At 61.1% G+C, this 14,283-nt stretch carries 12 protein-coding genes; 9 read left to right on the top strand and 3 right to left on the bottom strand.

From position 1 onward, the window contains the following. Window positions 1-32: 32 nt before the first annotated feature. The 3 genes from BMH52_RS24985 to BMH52_RS24975 are packed head-to-tail and all read left to right on the top strand — an operon-like array spanning window position 33 to window position 2,380. A complete protein-coding gene (locus BMH52_RS24985; RefSeq protein WP_073845396.1) occupies window positions 33-341 on the top strand; it encodes a hypothetical protein in 309 nt (102 codons plus the stop codon). Window positions 342-359: 18 nt separating this feature from the next. After that, window positions 360-1,037 carry a response regulator gene (locus BMH52_RS24980; RefSeq protein ID WP_003193559.1) on the top strand — a complete coding sequence of 226 codons (678 nt, stop codon included), beginning with the start codon at window positions 360-362 and terminating at the stop codon, window positions 1,035-1,037. After that, window positions 1,034-2,380 (top strand): ATP-binding protein, encoded by a 1,347-nt coding sequence (locus BMH52_RS24975; protein ID WP_019817208.1) that lies wholly within the window; start codon window positions 1,034-1,036, stop codon window positions 2,378-2,380. Before BMH52_RS24980 ends, BMH52_RS24975 begins: the two co-directional genes overlap by 4 nt. Window positions 2,381-2,412: 32 nt before the next feature. Here the strand turns inward: BMH52_RS24975 and BMH52_RS24970 are convergent, their stop codons facing one another. Next, entirely contained in the window at window positions 2,413-3,411 is a 999-nt protein-coding gene (locus BMH52_RS24970) for an AraC family transcriptional regulator (protein ID WP_073845394.1), read from the bottom strand. Between the two features lie 338 nt (window positions 3,412-3,749). Here BMH52_RS24970 and BMH52_RS24965 point away from each other — a divergent pair, with 338 nt between their 5' ends. The 3 genes from BMH52_RS24965 to BMH52_RS24955 all read left to right on the top strand — a co-directional run bounded on the left by BMH52_RS24965 (window position 3,750) and on the right by BMH52_RS24955 (window position 6,788). Beyond that, a complete protein-coding gene (locus BMH52_RS24965) occupies window positions 3,750-5,081 on the top strand; it encodes a dicarboxylate/amino acid:cation symporter (protein WP_003189258.1) in 1,332 nt (443 codons plus the stop codon). Window positions 5,082-5,214: 133 nt separating this feature from the next. After that, window positions 5,215-6,201, top strand: coding sequence for an XdhC family protein (locus BMH52_RS24960; protein ID WP_014719571.1), 987 nt, complete (start codon window positions 5,215-5,217; stop codon window positions 6,199-6,201). Next, window positions 6,198-6,788 (top strand): NTP transferase domain-containing protein, encoded by a 591-nt coding sequence (locus tag BMH52_RS24955; RefSeq protein WP_073845392.1) that lies wholly within the window; start codon window positions 6,198-6,200, stop codon window positions 6,786-6,788. Before BMH52_RS24960 ends, BMH52_RS24955 begins: the two co-directional genes overlap by 4 nt. Before the next feature lie 176 nt (window positions 6,789-6,964). Here the strand turns inward: BMH52_RS24955 and rne are convergent, their stop codons facing one another. Beyond that, complete coding sequence (rne, locus tag BMH52_RS24950) at window positions 6,965-10,114, bottom strand: ribonuclease E (RefSeq protein ID WP_177345107.1); 3,150 nt, start codon at window positions 10,112-10,114, stop codon at window positions 6,965-6,967. Window positions 10,115-10,880: 766 nt separating this feature from the next. Between rne and rluC the strand changes: the two genes are divergently transcribed. Genes rluC through BMH52_RS24930 form a run of 3 tightly spaced genes read left to right on the top strand, consistent with a single transcriptional unit; the run spans window position 10,881 to window position 13,494 of the window. Then, window positions 10,881-11,840: a 23S rRNA pseudouridine(955/2504/2580) synthase RluC gene (rluC, locus tag BMH52_RS24940; protein ID WP_014719568.1), complete on the top strand. Its 960-nt coding sequence runs from the start codon at window positions 10,881-10,883 to the stop codon at window positions 11,838-11,840. Beyond that, window positions 11,827-12,489, top strand: coding sequence for an HAD-IA family hydrolase (locus BMH52_RS24935; RefSeq protein ID WP_014719567.1), 663 nt, complete (start codon window positions 11,827-11,829; stop codon window positions 12,487-12,489). Before rluC ends, BMH52_RS24935 begins: the two co-directional genes overlap by 14 nt. A gap of 21 nt (window positions 12,490-12,510) precedes the next feature. After that, on the top strand, window positions 12,511-13,494 hold the full coding sequence (locus BMH52_RS24930) for a S49 family peptidase (RefSeq protein ID WP_014719566.1): 984 nt from the start codon (window positions 12,511-12,513) through the stop codon (window positions 13,492-13,494). 131 nt (window positions 13,495-13,625) lie between these two features. On the opposite strand, the gene BMH52_RS24925 is transcribed toward BMH52_RS24930, so the two are convergent. Next, window positions 13,626-14,204: a nucleoside triphosphate pyrophosphatase gene (locus BMH52_RS24925; protein WP_073845388.1), complete on the bottom strand. Its 579-nt coding sequence runs from the start codon at window positions 14,202-14,204 to the stop codon at window positions 13,626-13,628. Window positions 14,205-14,283: the final 79 nt, after the last annotated feature.

Here is a 14,283-nt window from a genome sequence, read left to right as displayed (position 1 = left end):
CCCACAGCCCAAACGCGTATGAGGTAACCACCATGACTGCGATCAAAAAGCTGATGTTGGCCTTGACCATGCTTGGCGCCACTGCCGGCGTGCAGGCGTCCGATGGCGCCTTTGCGGCCTTTGGCAGCGAGAAAACCAAGAAATCCAGCAACCTGATCCATCGTGTCAGCTTCGAAGACGCTGGCACTCAGGCTGCGCCGTGGGGCCAGGCCCTGGGCGCTACCCCTGCGCAACACGACTATCGCAGCGGCTACGCGCACCTGACCGGCCACTACAATGGCATAAAACTGCGCCCCCAAGAGCTGCAGGGCCGCTATGATATCCCCCTGTCGGCTAGTTGAATTGCAGTGGAGAACCTTATGAAATTGCTGGTGGTGGAAGATGAGGCGCTGCTGCGTCATCACCTGTTTACCCGCCTGACCGACAGCGGGCATGTGGTCGAAGCCGTGGCCAATGCCGAAGAAGCCCTGTACCAGACCGGCCAATTCAACCATGACCTGGCGATCATCGACCTTGGCCTGCCCGGCATGGGCGGCCTGGACCTGATTCGCCAGTTGCGCACCCAGACCAAGACCTTCCCGATCCTGATCCTCACCGCTCGCGGCAACTGGCAGGACAAGGTTGAAGGCTTGGCGGCCGGGGCCGACGACTACGTGGTCAAGCCGTTCCAGTTCGAAGAGCTGGAGGCGCGCATGAACGCCTTGCTGCGTCGCTCCAGCGGTTTTACTCAATCGACTATTGTTGCCGGGCCGCTGCTGCTAGACCTCAACCGCAAGCAAGCCTCCCTGGACGAGCAACCCCTGGCACTGACCGCCTACGAGTATCGGATCCTCGAATACTTGATGCGTCATCATCAGCAAGTGGTCGCCAAAGACCGTTTGATGGAGCAACTGTACCCGGATGACGACGAGCGCGATCCAAACGTGATCGAAGTGCTGGTCGGCCGCCTGCGCCGCAAGCTGGAAGGCCCGGCCGGGTTCAAGCCAATCGATACCGTGCGTGGCCTGGGCTACCTGTTCAATGAGCGCTGCCGTTGATTCGTTCGCTACGTGTGCGCCTGATGCTGGCGGCCGCCACCCTGGCCGTGCTGTTTATGCTCGGCTTGTTGCCGGCCATGCAAGGCGCGTTCAGCCTGGCGCTGCAGGATTCCATCGAACAGCGCCTGGCGTCGGATGTGACCACCCTGATTTCCGCGGCGCGGGTCGACAATAACCGCCTGCTGATGCCGGCGCAGTTGCCCGATGAGCGTTTCAACCTCACCGACAGTCGGCTGTTGGGCTATATCTACGACCGTGAAGGCCATCTGGTATGGCGCTCGCGGGCGACCCAGGAAGAAAACATCAACTACAAACCGCGCTACGACGGGCGCGGCAACGAGTTTGCGCGCATTCGCGAGGCCAATGGCCAGGAATTCTTCGTGTATGACGTCGAGGTCCGGCTGCTGGGAGGCAAGAGCGCGGCGTTCAGCATTGTCGCCCTGCAGCCGGTACGCGAATACCAACTGACCCTCGAAGGCCTGCGCGAGAACCTCTACCTCGGGTTCGGCGCGGCCTTGCTGGTGTTGTTGACGCTGTTGTGGCTGGGCCTGACCTGGGGCCTGCAAGCCCTGCGACGCCTGAGCCATGAACTCGACCAGATCGAAGGCGGTACCCGCGAAAGCCTCAGCGAAGAACACCCCCGCGAACTGCTGCGCCTGACCGGCTCCCTGAACCGCTTGCTGCACAGCGAGCGCGAACAGCGTGCGCGCTACCGCGACTCCCTCGATGACTTGGCTCACAGCCTGAAAACGCCACTGGCGGTGTTGCAGGGCGTGAGCGAAGACATGGCCCAGCGCCCCGAAGAACGTAGTCAGGCGTGGGTGCTGCAATCGCAGATCGAACGCATGAGCCAGCAGATCGGTTACCAGTTGCAGCGTGCCAGTCTGCGTAAAAGTGGCCTGGTGCGCCACCAGGTCCGCCTGGAGCCGGTGGTGCAAAGCCTGTGCGATACATTGGAAAAGGTTTATCGCGACAAGCGGGTCACCGTGACCTTTGATTTGCCGCAGGCCTGCGAGGTACCCATCGAGAAGGGCGCGTTGCTCGAAATGCTCGGCAACCTGCTGGAAAACGCCTATCGGCTGTGCCTCAAGCAAGTGCGTATCAGCCTGGTGGAAAACCTCGATGGCATTGAGCTGTGTATCGAAGACGACGGCCCCGGCGTACCACCGGACCAGCGCGCACGGATCCTGCAACGCGGCGAACGGCTAGATCGCCAGCACCCGGGGCAGGGGATCGGGCTGGCGGTGGTCAAGGACATCATCGAAAGCTATCACGCGCGGTTGACGTTGGGGGATTCAGCGCTGGGTGGGGCGGCGTTCAGGATTCACTTTCCTGCCTTGTGATCTGCACTGGCCTCATCGCAGGCAATACACCTCTAACTCTCCTGCGCTCTGTAGGCCCCCGGCGTCAGCCCCGTCCACTTCTTGAACGCCCGATGAAACGCCGACGGTTCGGAAAACCCCAACTGCTCGGCGATCTCCTGCAAAGACAAATCCGCCCGCCCCAGGTGGTAAATGGCGATATCCCGGCGTAGCTCATCCTTCAATGCCTGAAAACTCGTGCCTTCTTCGCGCAGGTGGCGACGCAGGGTCTGTGGGCTGATGTGCAGGTGCTGGGCAACGGCTTCCAGGTCTGGCCAGGGCGTGCGGTCGCGGCTCAGCAAGCGACGCAACTGGCTGCTCAGGCTGTCGCCTTCATCCGGCCGCGACAGCAAGTCGGCAGGCGAGCGCTGCAAGAAGTGCTTGAGGGTGCGTTCGTCCTGCAACAGCGGCAGGCTCAGGTAGCGGCTGGGAAACACCAGGCTGCTGGTCGGCGCGCCGAACACCTGGGGGCAGGGGAACAGCAGGTCGTATTCACCGGCATGGGCCGGCATCGGGTAACTGAAGGTGGCCTGCTGCAGCCGGATACGCTGGCCGATCAACCAACTGCCCAGGCGATGCCAGATCACCAGCAGGCATTCACTGAGGAAGTGGTCCGGGTCCCATAGCTGTGAGTCTTCCAGGCTCAGGCGCGCCATGTCGCCTTCTTTGGTCAGTTGCCAGCGTGGGCCTTGGGGGAACAGGCTATAAAACAATAAGCCGCGCTCCAGCGCCTTCTCCAGCGTGCGGCAATGGATCAGCGCGTGGCACATCATGGCGAAAGTGCCGCGTTTGCTCGGCCCTTCGGCAAACCCCAGGTATTCGTCATCCAACCCCAGCCAGAGCATTTGCAGCAAGCGGGTAAATTGCTCTGGAGCGATGCGTGCGCGGGGTTCGGTCAGCAGTTCCGGGGTGATGCCCACCTGCTGCAATACCCCCGAGTAGTCAAAACCGGCCCGGCGCGCACCGCCGAGGGCCGCTCGGGCGTAATGGCTGGCGATGGTACGTTCACGCATGCAAGGGCCTCATCCATGGAGGGGCGGATGGTAGCCATCACCCGGCGGGGCGACAAGGCGGATATCCGCCAAATTGTAGGACGAGACAGGATGAGTGGGCGGAAATCCGCCACCCTGTTGCATTCTCCGGAGTCGCCCGTGAACCCCAAGCCCTGATGTCTAAAGGCCTTCAGCGCGTTTAAGCAAAGTGGCACGCTGTTTGCGATAAGGATTACAGCGCAGGCTTGCTCCTACAGGCTTCGCAAACAACAAATCCCTCCAGTGCAGGAGGGTTCGCAATTCAAGTGCCGTGGGCAATGGCGGATATTTGCCACACGGGACGATTGAGGAACTTTGCAATGACGACTCGTCAGCCAATCTACAAATCCCTGTATTTCCAGGTGATCGTTGCAATCGTTATCGGTATCTTGCTCGGCCACTTCTACCCACAGACCGGCGTGGCCCTCAAGCCACTGGGTGACGGCTTTATCAAGCTGATCAAAATGGTCATCGCCCCGATCATTTTCTGTACCGTGGTCAGCGGCATCGCCGGCATGCAAAGCATGAAGTCGGTGGGCAAGACCGGCGGCTACGCGCTGCTGTACTTCGAAATTGTTTCCACCATCGCCCTGCTGATTGGCCTGGTCGTGGTCAACGTGGTGCAGCCGGGCGCCGGCATGCACATCGACGTCGCGACCCTGGATGCTTCCAAAGTGGCGGCCTACGTCACCGCTGGTAAAGACCAGAGCATCGTCGGCTTTATCCTCAACGTCATCCCGAACACCATCGTCGGCGCCTTCGCCAACGGCGACATCCTGCAAGTGCTGATGTTCTCGGTGATTTTCGGTTTCGCCCTGCATCGCCTGGGTGCCTACGGCAAGCCCGTGCTGGACTTCATCGATCGCTTCGCCCATGTGATGTTCAACATCATCAACATGATCATGAAGCTCGCGCCAATCGGTGCCCTGGGTGCGATGGCATTCACCATTGGCGCCTACGGTGTCGGTTCCCTGGTGCAGTTGGGCCAGTTGATGATCTGCTTCTACATCACCTGCATCCTGTTCGTGGTGCTGGTGCTGGGCGCTATCTGCCGCGCTCACGGTTTCAGCGTGTTGAAGCTGATCCGCTACATCCGTGAAGAACTGCTGATCGTACTGGGCACCTCGTCGTCGGAATCCGCACTGCCGCGTATGCTGATCAAGATGGAACGCCTGGGCGCGAAGAAGTCCGTGGTCGGCCTGGTGATTCCAACCGGTTACTCCTTCAACCTCGACGGTACTTCGATCTACCTGACCATGGCGGCCGTGTTCATCGCCCAGGCGACCGACACCCACATGGACATCACCCACCAGATCACTCTGCTGCTGGTGTTGCTGCTGTCGTCCAAAGGCGCGGCTGGCGTGACCGGTTCGGGCTTCATCGTACTGGCCGCCACCCTGTCGGCTGTCGGCCACTTGCCGGTTGCCGGCCTGGCGCTGATCCTGGGTATCGACCGCTTCATGTCCGAAGCCCGTGCCCTGACCAACCTGGTGGGTAACGCAGTTGCCACCATCGTTGTGGCCAAGTGGGTCAAGGAACTGGACACCGACAAGCTGCAAAGCGAACTGGCGTCTGGAGGTACCGGTATTTCCGAAACCCGCGAGCTCGATGACCTGGGCGTGGCAGAAGGCCCGGCGCCTGTCGTCAAGTAAGTGGCTGCTGGCGTGAACTGACGCCAACGCTATCCGCAAACGCCCCGACTGGTTCGGGGCGTTTGCATTTCTGGCGGGATGCAACGGATATTTTTGGTTTACAGTGAGCGCGACAGTACTTACCGGAGGCCTGATGGACAGTGTGGATCTGAACGTCCTGCGCAGCGTGCTGCAATGGCGCCGCGCCGGGCAGCGCGTGATGTTGTACAGCGTGGTGCAAACCTGGGGCAGCGCGCCGCGCCCGCCAGGCGCAATGCTGGCCCTGCGCGGTGATGGTGTGGTGATTGGCTCGGTGTCGGGCGGTTGCATCGAGGATGACTTGATCGCGCGCCTGCAAGACGGCCGCTTGCCTGCTGACGGCCCGCCCGTGCAGTTGGTGACCTACGGCGTCACTCGCGACGAGGCGGCGCGTTTTGGCCTGCCCTGCGGCGGCACCCTGAGGCTCACCGAGGAGCGCGTGGAGGAGTGGGGTTGGGTCCAAGCGCTGCTGGCGCGTTGTGAAGATCACCAGATTGTCGCTCGCGAGCTGAACCTGGCCACCGGCGAAGTGATCTTGAGCGCCGCCAGCAAGACCGACGTGGTGAGCTTCGACGGCGAACGCTTGCGCGCCATCTATGGCCCGCGCTGGCGCCTGCTGTTGATCGGCGCCGGGCAGCTGTCGCGCTACGTAGCGGAAATGGCACGTCTGCTGGATTTCGAAGTGCTGATCTGCGACCCCCGCGAAGAGTTCGTTTACGGCTGGGAAGACCAGCATGGCCGCTTTGTGCCGGGCATGCCCGACGAAGCGGTGTTGAATATTCATACCGATGAACGCACGGCTATTGTTTGCCTGACCCACGATCCACGTCTGGATGACATGGCGTTGCTGACGGCGTTGAACTCCACGGCGTTCTATATCGGCGCCCTGGGTTCGCGGGTCAATACCCAGAAGCGTCGGGAGAACCTGGCCGCGCTGGGCCTGTCGGCGGAGGCCATTGCGCGCTTGCACGGGCCGATCGGCCTGCACATCGGCAGCCATACGCCGGCGGAAATTGCGCTATCGCTGATGGCGGAAATTGTTGCGATCAAAAACGGGGTGGCACCGATGCAGAAAAAACCGATGGCAGTGGTGGCCGAGTGACGGTGACGGCGATTGTGCTGGCGGCGGGGCAGGGCAGTCGTTTTCGTGCCGAAGCTGGAGCTGATCAAGACAAATTGCTCGCCGCGTGTGTGGGGCTGGATGGTGTTAGCCGGCCGGTCATCGAGCAGGTGTTGCGCAACTTGCCTGAGCGTGTTGTAACGCGCTGGCTAGTGACGTCGCCGGAGCGCGGGGAGGTTATCCGCCTGGCAGAGGCTTATGGCTGTCAGGTTGTACTGCTGGATTCGAGCGGTATGGGCGACAGCATTGCGGCGGCGGTCAAGGCCAGCGGTGCAGCGGATGGGTGGCTGGTGGTGTTGGGGGATATGCCGTTTATTCAGTCATCGAGTATCGAACGGGTGATTGATGCGCTGGAGGAGGGTGCCATCAGCGTCCCCGTACAGGCGGGGGAATATGGACATCCTGTGGCGTTTGACCGTGCGTTTGGCCCAGGTTTGCTGGCTTTGGTCGGCGACCGAGGGGCCAGATCGTTGTTTGCGGATGCCGCCTTGAGGGAGGTGCCTGTACTTGATCCTGGAGTCTTGTGGGATGTAGATACACCCCGGCTATTAAGTTTCAACGCAGGCTGAATGTGGGAGCGGGCTTGCTCGCGAATGCAATACATCAGTCGCCCTATTCACTGACTGACACTCCGTATTCGCTAGCAAGCCCGCTCCCACATTTGGGGCGCCACAAGGCTCAAGTTGATCGTCATAAAAAAGCCCCGCCTGATCACTCAGGCGGGGCTTTTTAGTGGCTTATGGAATCAGACGAGGGGTTTAGGCTCGTGCTCTGCTTCGTGGGCCTTGTGCTCTACCGCCTGGGCAGCGGCAGCAGCAGCTTCGGCTTCCTTGCGGCGGCGACGCACTTCACGTGGGTCATTCGGCGCACGGCCGTTTTCGGTGAGAGCGCTTGCAGGCGCAGCTTCAACCACAGGGGCGGCCACTTCGGCAACCACCGGGGCTTCAACTTCAACCACGGCCGCAGGCTCCACAACCGGCGTCGGCTCAACCACTGGAGCTGGCTCGGCGACGACTTCAGCAACCGGTGCCGGTGCTTCTTCTACCACTGGGGCAGGTGTTGGCGCTTCAACCGGTGCAGCCGGTTCGGCAGTCCACTGGAAGGCGGTCTGTTCTTCGCGAACTTCACGCACAGCCGGGGCAGCTTCTTCGACCGCCGGAGCTTCTACAGCCGCTTCGACTACTGGCTGAGGCTCAACCACTGGAGCCGGTTCAACGGCAACCGCTTCAGTTTCTGGCTGTGCGTCGCGAACCGGGGCAACTTCCACTTCCGGAACCACTGGGGCTTCGACAGGGGTTGTGGCTTCAACGACTGGCGCTTCAACAACCGGCGCTTCAACCGCTGGGGTTTCGGCGGCTGGCGCTTCTACGGCAACAGTGTCTTCGACGGCAGCGGTAGCACGTTCGGCTTGCTCGTGAGCCTGGGCTTCAGCAGGGGCGCTGATGACCGAACTGGCAACGGCAGCGGTAACGGCCAAGCCGGCAGCCAGTTCGGCGCCTGTTGGCGCGTTGTTGGCAGCTTCTGCGTTCTCGCCGGTTTCTTCCGAACCTTCGATTACGTTGCCGTTGGCATCACGCTGACGCTCACGACGGTTGCTGCGACGACGCTGGCCGCGGGAGCGGCGGCGTGGACGATCGCCTTCGGCGTTGTCCTGGCCGTCTTCCTGCAACTGCTCTTCGCCGGTCAGTACTTCTTCTTCGGTGGCAGCAGCGGCTTGCTCGGCGCGTGGTTGACGCTCTTCACGTGGCGGGCGCGGTTGGCGCTCTTCGCGTGGCGCGCGTTCTTCACGCGGCTGGCGGGCCGGGCGATCTTCGGTGCTAACGGCTGCGGCAGCGGCAACGGCAGGTGCAGCGTCCAGAGGCTCGCGCAGTTCACGCACGCGTTCTTCACGCTCGCCACGTGGCTTGCGGTCTTCACGTGGAGCGCGTGGGGTACGTGGGGCGCGCTCTTCACGCGGTGCACGTTCTTCACGGGCGACGGTCGGGGTGTCTTCACGGGCTTCGCGAGGCGCACGCTCTTCACGTGGTGCGCGTTCTTCACGCGGGGCACGTTCTTCGCGAGGCTTGCGCTCTTCGTCACGGCGGCCGTTGCGGTTACGGCTCTGCTGGCGACCGTTGCGACGTTCTTCGTTGCGCGCCGGGCGCTCGGTGGCAGGTTTTTCAACCACAACCGGGGCAGCAGGCTCTTCCTTGGTGGCGAACAGGCTGACCAGCGACTTCACCAGGCCCTTGAACAGGCTTGGCTCAGGCAGGGCGGCCGGCGCGGCAACCGGGGCGGCAGCTTCGGTCGGTACCGGTGCGTTGGCACGGGCCGGTGCAGTCTTCACCGCGGCTTCCTGGCGAACCAGGGTGCGGGTCGCAGCGGCTGGCTGGACTTCTTCGACTTCGGCGGCAGCCGCGGCGATTTCATAGCTGGACTGCCCGCTATGGGCTTCCGGGCTGTCGTCACGCAGGCGCTGTACTTCGAAGTGCGGCGTTTCGAGGTGATCGTTCGGCAGGATGACGATACGGGCACGGGTGCGCAGTTCGATCTTGGTGATCGAGTTGCGTTTTTCATTGAGCAGGAAGGCGGCAACCGGAATGGGCACTTGGGCGCGAACTTCGGCGGTACGGTCTTTCAGGGCTTCTTCTTCGATCAGGCGCAGGATCGCTAGGGACAGCGATTCAACGTCACGGATGATGCCGGTGCCGTTGCAACGCGGGCAGACGATGCCGCTGCTCTCGCCCAGGGATGGACGCAGGCGCTGACGGGACATTTCCAGCAGGCCGAAGCGCGAGATGCGGCCGACTTGCACGCGAGCGCGGTCAGCTTCCAGGCACTCGCGGACTTTCTCTTCCACGGCGCGCTGGTTCTTGGCAGGGGTCATGTCGATGAAGTCGATCACGATCAGGCCGCCGATGTCACGCAGGCGCAGCTGGCGGGCGATTTCTTCAGCCGCTTCCAGGTTGGTCTGCAGGGCGGTTTCTTCGATGTCGCTGCCTTTGGTCGCACGTGCCGAGTTGATGTCGATGGACACCAAGGCTTCGGTCGGGTCGATCACGATGGAGCCGCCGGAAGGCAGCTCGACCACGCGCTGGAAGGCGGTCTCGATCTGGCTTTCGATCTGGAAACGGTTGAACAGTGGCACGCTGTCTTCGTACAGCTTGATCTTGCTGGCGTACTGCGGCATCACCTGGCGAATGAAGGTCAGGGCTTCGTCCTGGGCTTCAACGCTGTCGATCAGCACTTCGCCGATGTCCTGGCGCAGGTAGTCGCGGATGGCGCGGATGATCACGTTGCTTTCCTGGTAGATCAGGAACGGCGCGGAACGATCCAGGGACGCTTCTTTGATAGCGGTCCACAGTTGCAGCAGGTAGTCGAGGTCCCACTGCATTTCTTCGCTGCTGCGGCCAAGGCCGGCAGTGCGCACGATCAGGCCCATGTCGGCCGGTGCGATCAGGCCGTTCAGCGCTTCACGCAGTTCGTTACGCTCTTCGCCTTCGATGCGACGGGAAATACCGCCGGCACGTGGGTTGTTCGGCATCAGCACCAGGTAACGACCGGCGAGGCTGATGAAGGTGGTCAGGGCTGCGCCCTTGTTGCCACGTTCTTCTTTTTCGACCTGGACGATGACTTCCTGGCCTTCGCTCAGGACGTCCTTGATGTTCACGCGGCCTTCAGGGGCTTTCTTGAAGTATTCGCGGGAGATTTCTTTGAGGGGCAGGAAGCCGTGGCGCTCGGAGCCGAAATCGACAAAGGCAGCCTCAAGGCTTGGTTCGATGCGAGTGATACGGCCTTTATAGATGTTGGCCTTTTTCTGCTCGCGTGCACCGGATTCGATGTCCAGGTCGTAGAGGCGTTGGCCATCTACCAGTGCAACACGCAACTCTTCGGGTTGAGTTGCGTTAATCAGCATTCTTTTCATGTTGTACCGTCGGTTTCCGGGCTGCCGGAAACGGCGTTCGGCACACACGACTTCTCACGGTCGGTGTCAGGTGCGTCAAGAGTGGTTGGCCACTCCAGTGTCCAGCAAAATCGGCCAATTGGGCCGGTATCGCGACGGACGCGTCCTGCTCGTTAGCGGTGGTGACAAAGGCACCACTTCAACAAAAGCTAAGGTCAGGAGGAGGAATCAACCGGCGACTGTGGACGAGATGAAGCGTCTAAAACAAGCCTAGTGCTACACAGTCCGACGGTTGTGCATCTCCACCCTACACGTATCCCTGATAATTCGGGTGCTGCCGCGCGCAGAATCCGCAGCGGGTTGGCATTTACCGTGTTCTCCAATGGGGAGAACACGCTCATGGCTAAACAAGACTAGGTGTGGGCGGTTGCGCTCTCACTCAGCTCTTAACAGGCGTTGTTTCCGAAGCATTCGCCATGGTCTGGCTCAAAACTGACTGCACTTTGTGAACTGGCCGTAAATATCGGCGCAAAAGGCGAGTATTCACTCTGCTTTCTGCACTCGCTTCAGGCCTCATGTCACCTGCGCTTGTTACAATCTTGAGCCTTCCTGGGTGGCGAAAGCCCCGTAGGACGGCCTCGCGTCCTGATGAATTGCGATGGTCAGGGCCGGCAGTTTGCCGCATGTCCTCTGTCCAGGCCGCTTTTGGCGGCGTTCGCGACTATAGCAGTAATGATTAAGTGCTTCAATTCCATAAAAAATTGTTATCATCGCCGCCATGACGACTACCACCCCCCCGACCCCCAGCGTCCAGCTGCTTGAGGTCTCGCCGGAATATGCCGGCCAACGCATCGACAATTTTCTCCTGGCCAGGCTCAAAGGCGTGCCCAAGACCTTGATTTACCGCATCTTGCGTAAAGGCGAAGTGCGCGTGAACAAGGGGCGCATCAAGCCTGAGTACAAGCTGCAGGCGGGCGATATCGTCCGTGTGCCGCCGGTGCGCGTGCCTGAGCGCGACGAGCCGGTGCCGCTGGCCCAAGGCTTGTTGCAGCGCCTGGAAGCGTCGATCGTGTTCGAAGACAACAAGCTGATCGTGATCAACAAGCCCTGTGGCATTGCGGTTCACGGCGGCAGTGGCTTGAACTTCGGCGTGATCGAAGCCTTTCGTCAGTTGCGCCCCGATTGCAAGGAGCTGGAGTTGGTTCATCGCCTGGACCGCGACACGTCTGGCCTGTTGATGATCGCCAAGAAGCGCAGCATGTTGCGCCACTTGCACACCGCCCTGCGTGGCGATGGCGTGGATAAGCGCTACATGGCGCTGGTGCGCGGCAACTGGGCCAGCTCGATCAAAAGCGTGCGTGCGCCGTTGCAGAAGAGCAACCTGCGCTCCGGCGAGCGCATGGTCGAAGTGGACGAGGAGGGCAAAGAGGCCCTGACCCTGTTCAAGGTGCTGCGTCGCTTCGGTGACTTCGCCACCATGGTCGAGGCCAAGCCGGTCACTGGTCGCACTCACCAGATTCGTGTGCACACCCTGCATGCGGGCCACTGCATTGCGGGTGACACCAAGTACGGCGACGAGGATTTCTCCAAGGAAATTCGCGATCTGGGCGGCAAGCGCCTGTTCCTGCACGCCTACATGCTCACCGTGCCGCTGCCCGATGGCGGCGAGCTGAAGTTGCAGGCGCCGGTCGATGAGATGTGGGCCAAGACCGTGGAGCGTTTGAGTGTCGCACCTTGACTACAAGCTGCTGATCTTCGATTGGGACGGGACGCTGGCCAATTCCATTGGCCGCATCGTCGAGTCCATGCACATGGCGTCGACCCGCTCGGGCTTTGAATTGTGCACGGACCTGGCGGTGAAGGGCATTATCGGCCTGGGTTTGCCTGAAGCCATTCGCACCCTGTACCCCGACATCAGCGACGCCGAGTTGGTAGCGTTTCGCGAGCACTACGCCGACCACTATATTGCGCTGGAAGCTACGCCTTCGCCGCTGTTTGAAGGCGTGGTGCAATCGCTGGAAGCGTTTCGTGCCCAGGGTTATCACCTGGCGGTCGCCACCGGCAAGGCTCGTCGCGGCCTGGACCGTGTACTCAAGGCTCATGGCTGGGAGGATTACTTTGATATCACCCGCGCTGCGGATGAAACCGCCAGCAAGCCTCATCCCTTGATGCTGGAGCAGATCCTTGCGCACTGTGGCGTAACGCCACGCGAGGCATTGATGGTGGGTGATGCGTCTTTCGACCTGATGATGGCACGCAATGCGGGCATGGACAGCGTCGCTGTCAGCTATGGCGCCCAGTCTGCCGAGGCGTTGCAGCAATACGAGCCGAGGCTGACGATTGATCATTTTTCTGAACTGCAGGCCTGGCTCAGCCGGGCCCTGTAAGTCTTTGCTGGGGTTAATGGCATGAGTGACGAGTGGAAGGCGCCTGAAAAGGCACAGAGCAGTGATGATAAGAGCTGGAAGCTTTTGGAGAAGACCCTCCTGGCCAGCGTCCAGGAGCAGCGACGTTCGCGGCGCTGGGGGATTTTCTTCAAGCTGCTGACCTTTGTATACCTGCTTGGGATGCTGGCGCTGTTCAGTCCGCTGATGGACATGGAAAAGAGCGCCGCCCGTGGCAGTCATTACACTGCCTTGATCGAGGTGCGCGGCGTGATTGCCGACAAGGAGCCCGCCAGTGCCGACAATATCGTCACCAGCCTGCGCGCGGCGTTTGAGGACCCCAAGGTCAAAGGCGTGGTCCTGCGCATCAATAGCCCAGGCGGTAGCCCGGTGCAGTCGGGCTATGTGTATGACGAAATTCGTCGTCTGCGCACCTTGCATCCGGATACCAAGCTCTATGCCGTGATCTCCGACCTGGGTGCCTCGGGCGCCTATTACATTGCCAGCGCCGCAGACCAGATCTATGCCGACAAGGCCAGCCTGGTGGGCTCTATTGGTGTCACAGCGGCCGGTTACGGTTTTGTGGGTGCCATGGAGAAGCTGGGGGTGGAGCGTCGCACCTACACCTCGGGCGAGCATAAGTCGTTCCTCGATCCTTTCCAGCCGCAGAAGGCGGATGAAACCGCGTTCTGGCAAGGCGTGCTCGACACTACCCATCGTCAGTTCATTGCCAGCGTCAAGCAGGGGCGTGGGGATCGTTTGAAAGATAAAGAGCATCCGGAACTGTTCTCCGGCCTGGTCTGGTCGGGCGAGCAGGCATTGCCGCTGGGCCTGATTGACGGCTTGGGCAGTGCCAGCTCGGTGGCACGGGATGTGATTGGCGAGAAGGAGTTGGTGGATTTTACGGTCGAGGAATCGCCGTTTGATCGCTTCTCCAAGAAACTCGGTGCCAGTGTGGCGGAGAAATTGGCGCTGTACATGGGCTTCCAGGGGCCGTCCCTGCGCTGAAATTCCAAGCTAGGTGTAGATCAACTGTGGGAGCGGGCTTGCCCGCGATAGCGATGGATCAGTCGATATAAGTGTCGCCTGGTACATCGCTATCGCAGGCAGGCCAGCTCCCACATTGCTTTACGAAGGTTTCAAGGGATCTGTACGCCTTCGGTCAGCAGCATGTCCACCAGTCGAATCAGTGGCAGCCCAACCAGGCTGGTCGCATCCGGTCCCTCGGTGCTCCGGAACAAGCTCACACCGAGCCCTTCTGCTTTGAAGCTGCCCGCACAATCATAAGGCTGCTCGATCCGCAGATAGCGCTCGATACGTTCTGCATCCAGTTCGCGCATGTGTACGGTAAACGTCACGCAGTCGACCTGGCAGTGCCCGGTTTCGCTGTTGAGCAGTGCCAGGCCCGTGAGGAAGCTCACACGCTTGCCGCTGGCAGCCAGCAGTTGCTCGCGAGCATTTTCGAAGGTGTGCGGCTTGCCGATGATCCGGCCTTCCAGTGCGGCGACCTGATCCGAGCCAATGATTAAATGGCCGGGATGGCTGGCGGCGAGGGCGCGGGCCTTTTGTTCGGCCAGGCGCTTGACCAGTTCGATGGCGGGTTCATCCGGGCGGTGGCTTTCGTCGATATCCGGCGAGCTGCAGGTGAACGGCAGGTGCAGGCGACTCAGTAATTCCCGGCGATAAACCGAGCTGGACGCGAGTAATAAAGGCAGCATATACGTCTCCTCAAGGCAGTCGCCGATTCTATCGACGTGACCGGCTGACGCACAGGGCTGAATTTCCTTTGACATGGCC

Origin of the sequence: Pseudomonas sp. BTN1, from assembly GCF_001907715.1 — a bacterium.
Classification (GTDB): domain Bacteria; phylum Pseudomonadota; class Gammaproteobacteria; order Pseudomonadales; family Pseudomonadaceae; genus Aquipseudomonas; species Aquipseudomonas paracarnis.
Note: the sequence above shows the minus strand (reverse complement) of the source record. Positions and strands in the feature narration are given on the sequence as shown.

Excerpts from the sequence above, each read along its gene's own strand:
- BMH52_RS24925 (WP_073845388.1), bottom strand. The coding sequence starts at position 14,204 with ATGCTGCCTTTATTACTCGCGTCCAGCTCGGTTTATCGCCGGGAATTA.
- rne (WP_177345107.1), bottom strand. The coding sequence starts at position 10,114 with ATGCTGATTAACGCAACTCAACCCGAAGAGTTGCGTGTTGCACTGGTA.
- BMH52_RS24980 (WP_003193559.1), top strand. The coding sequence starts at position 360 with ATGAAATTGCTGGTGGTGGAAGATGAGGCGCTGCTGCGTCATCACCTG.
- BMH52_RS24970 (WP_073845394.1), bottom strand. The coding sequence starts at position 3,411 with ATGCGTGAACGTACCATCGCCAGCCATTACGCCCGAGCGGCCCTCGGC.
- BMH52_RS24960 (WP_014719571.1), top strand. The coding sequence starts at position 5,215 with ATGGACAGTGTGGATCTGAACGTCCTGCGCAGCGTGCTGCAATGGCGC.
- rluC (WP_014719568.1), top strand. The coding sequence starts at position 10,881 with ATGACGACTACCACCCCCCCGACCCCCAGCGTCCAGCTGCTTGAGGTC.
- BMH52_RS24965 (WP_003189258.1), top strand. The coding sequence starts at position 3,750 with ATGACGACTCGTCAGCCAATCTACAAATCCCTGTATTTCCAGGTGATC.
- BMH52_RS24930 (WP_014719566.1), top strand. The coding sequence starts at position 12,511 with ATGAGTGACGAGTGGAAGGCGCCTGAAAAGGCACAGAGCAGTGATGAT.
- BMH52_RS24985 (WP_073845396.1), top strand. The coding sequence starts at position 33 with ATGACTGCGATCAAAAAGCTGATGTTGGCCTTGACCATGCTTGGCGCC.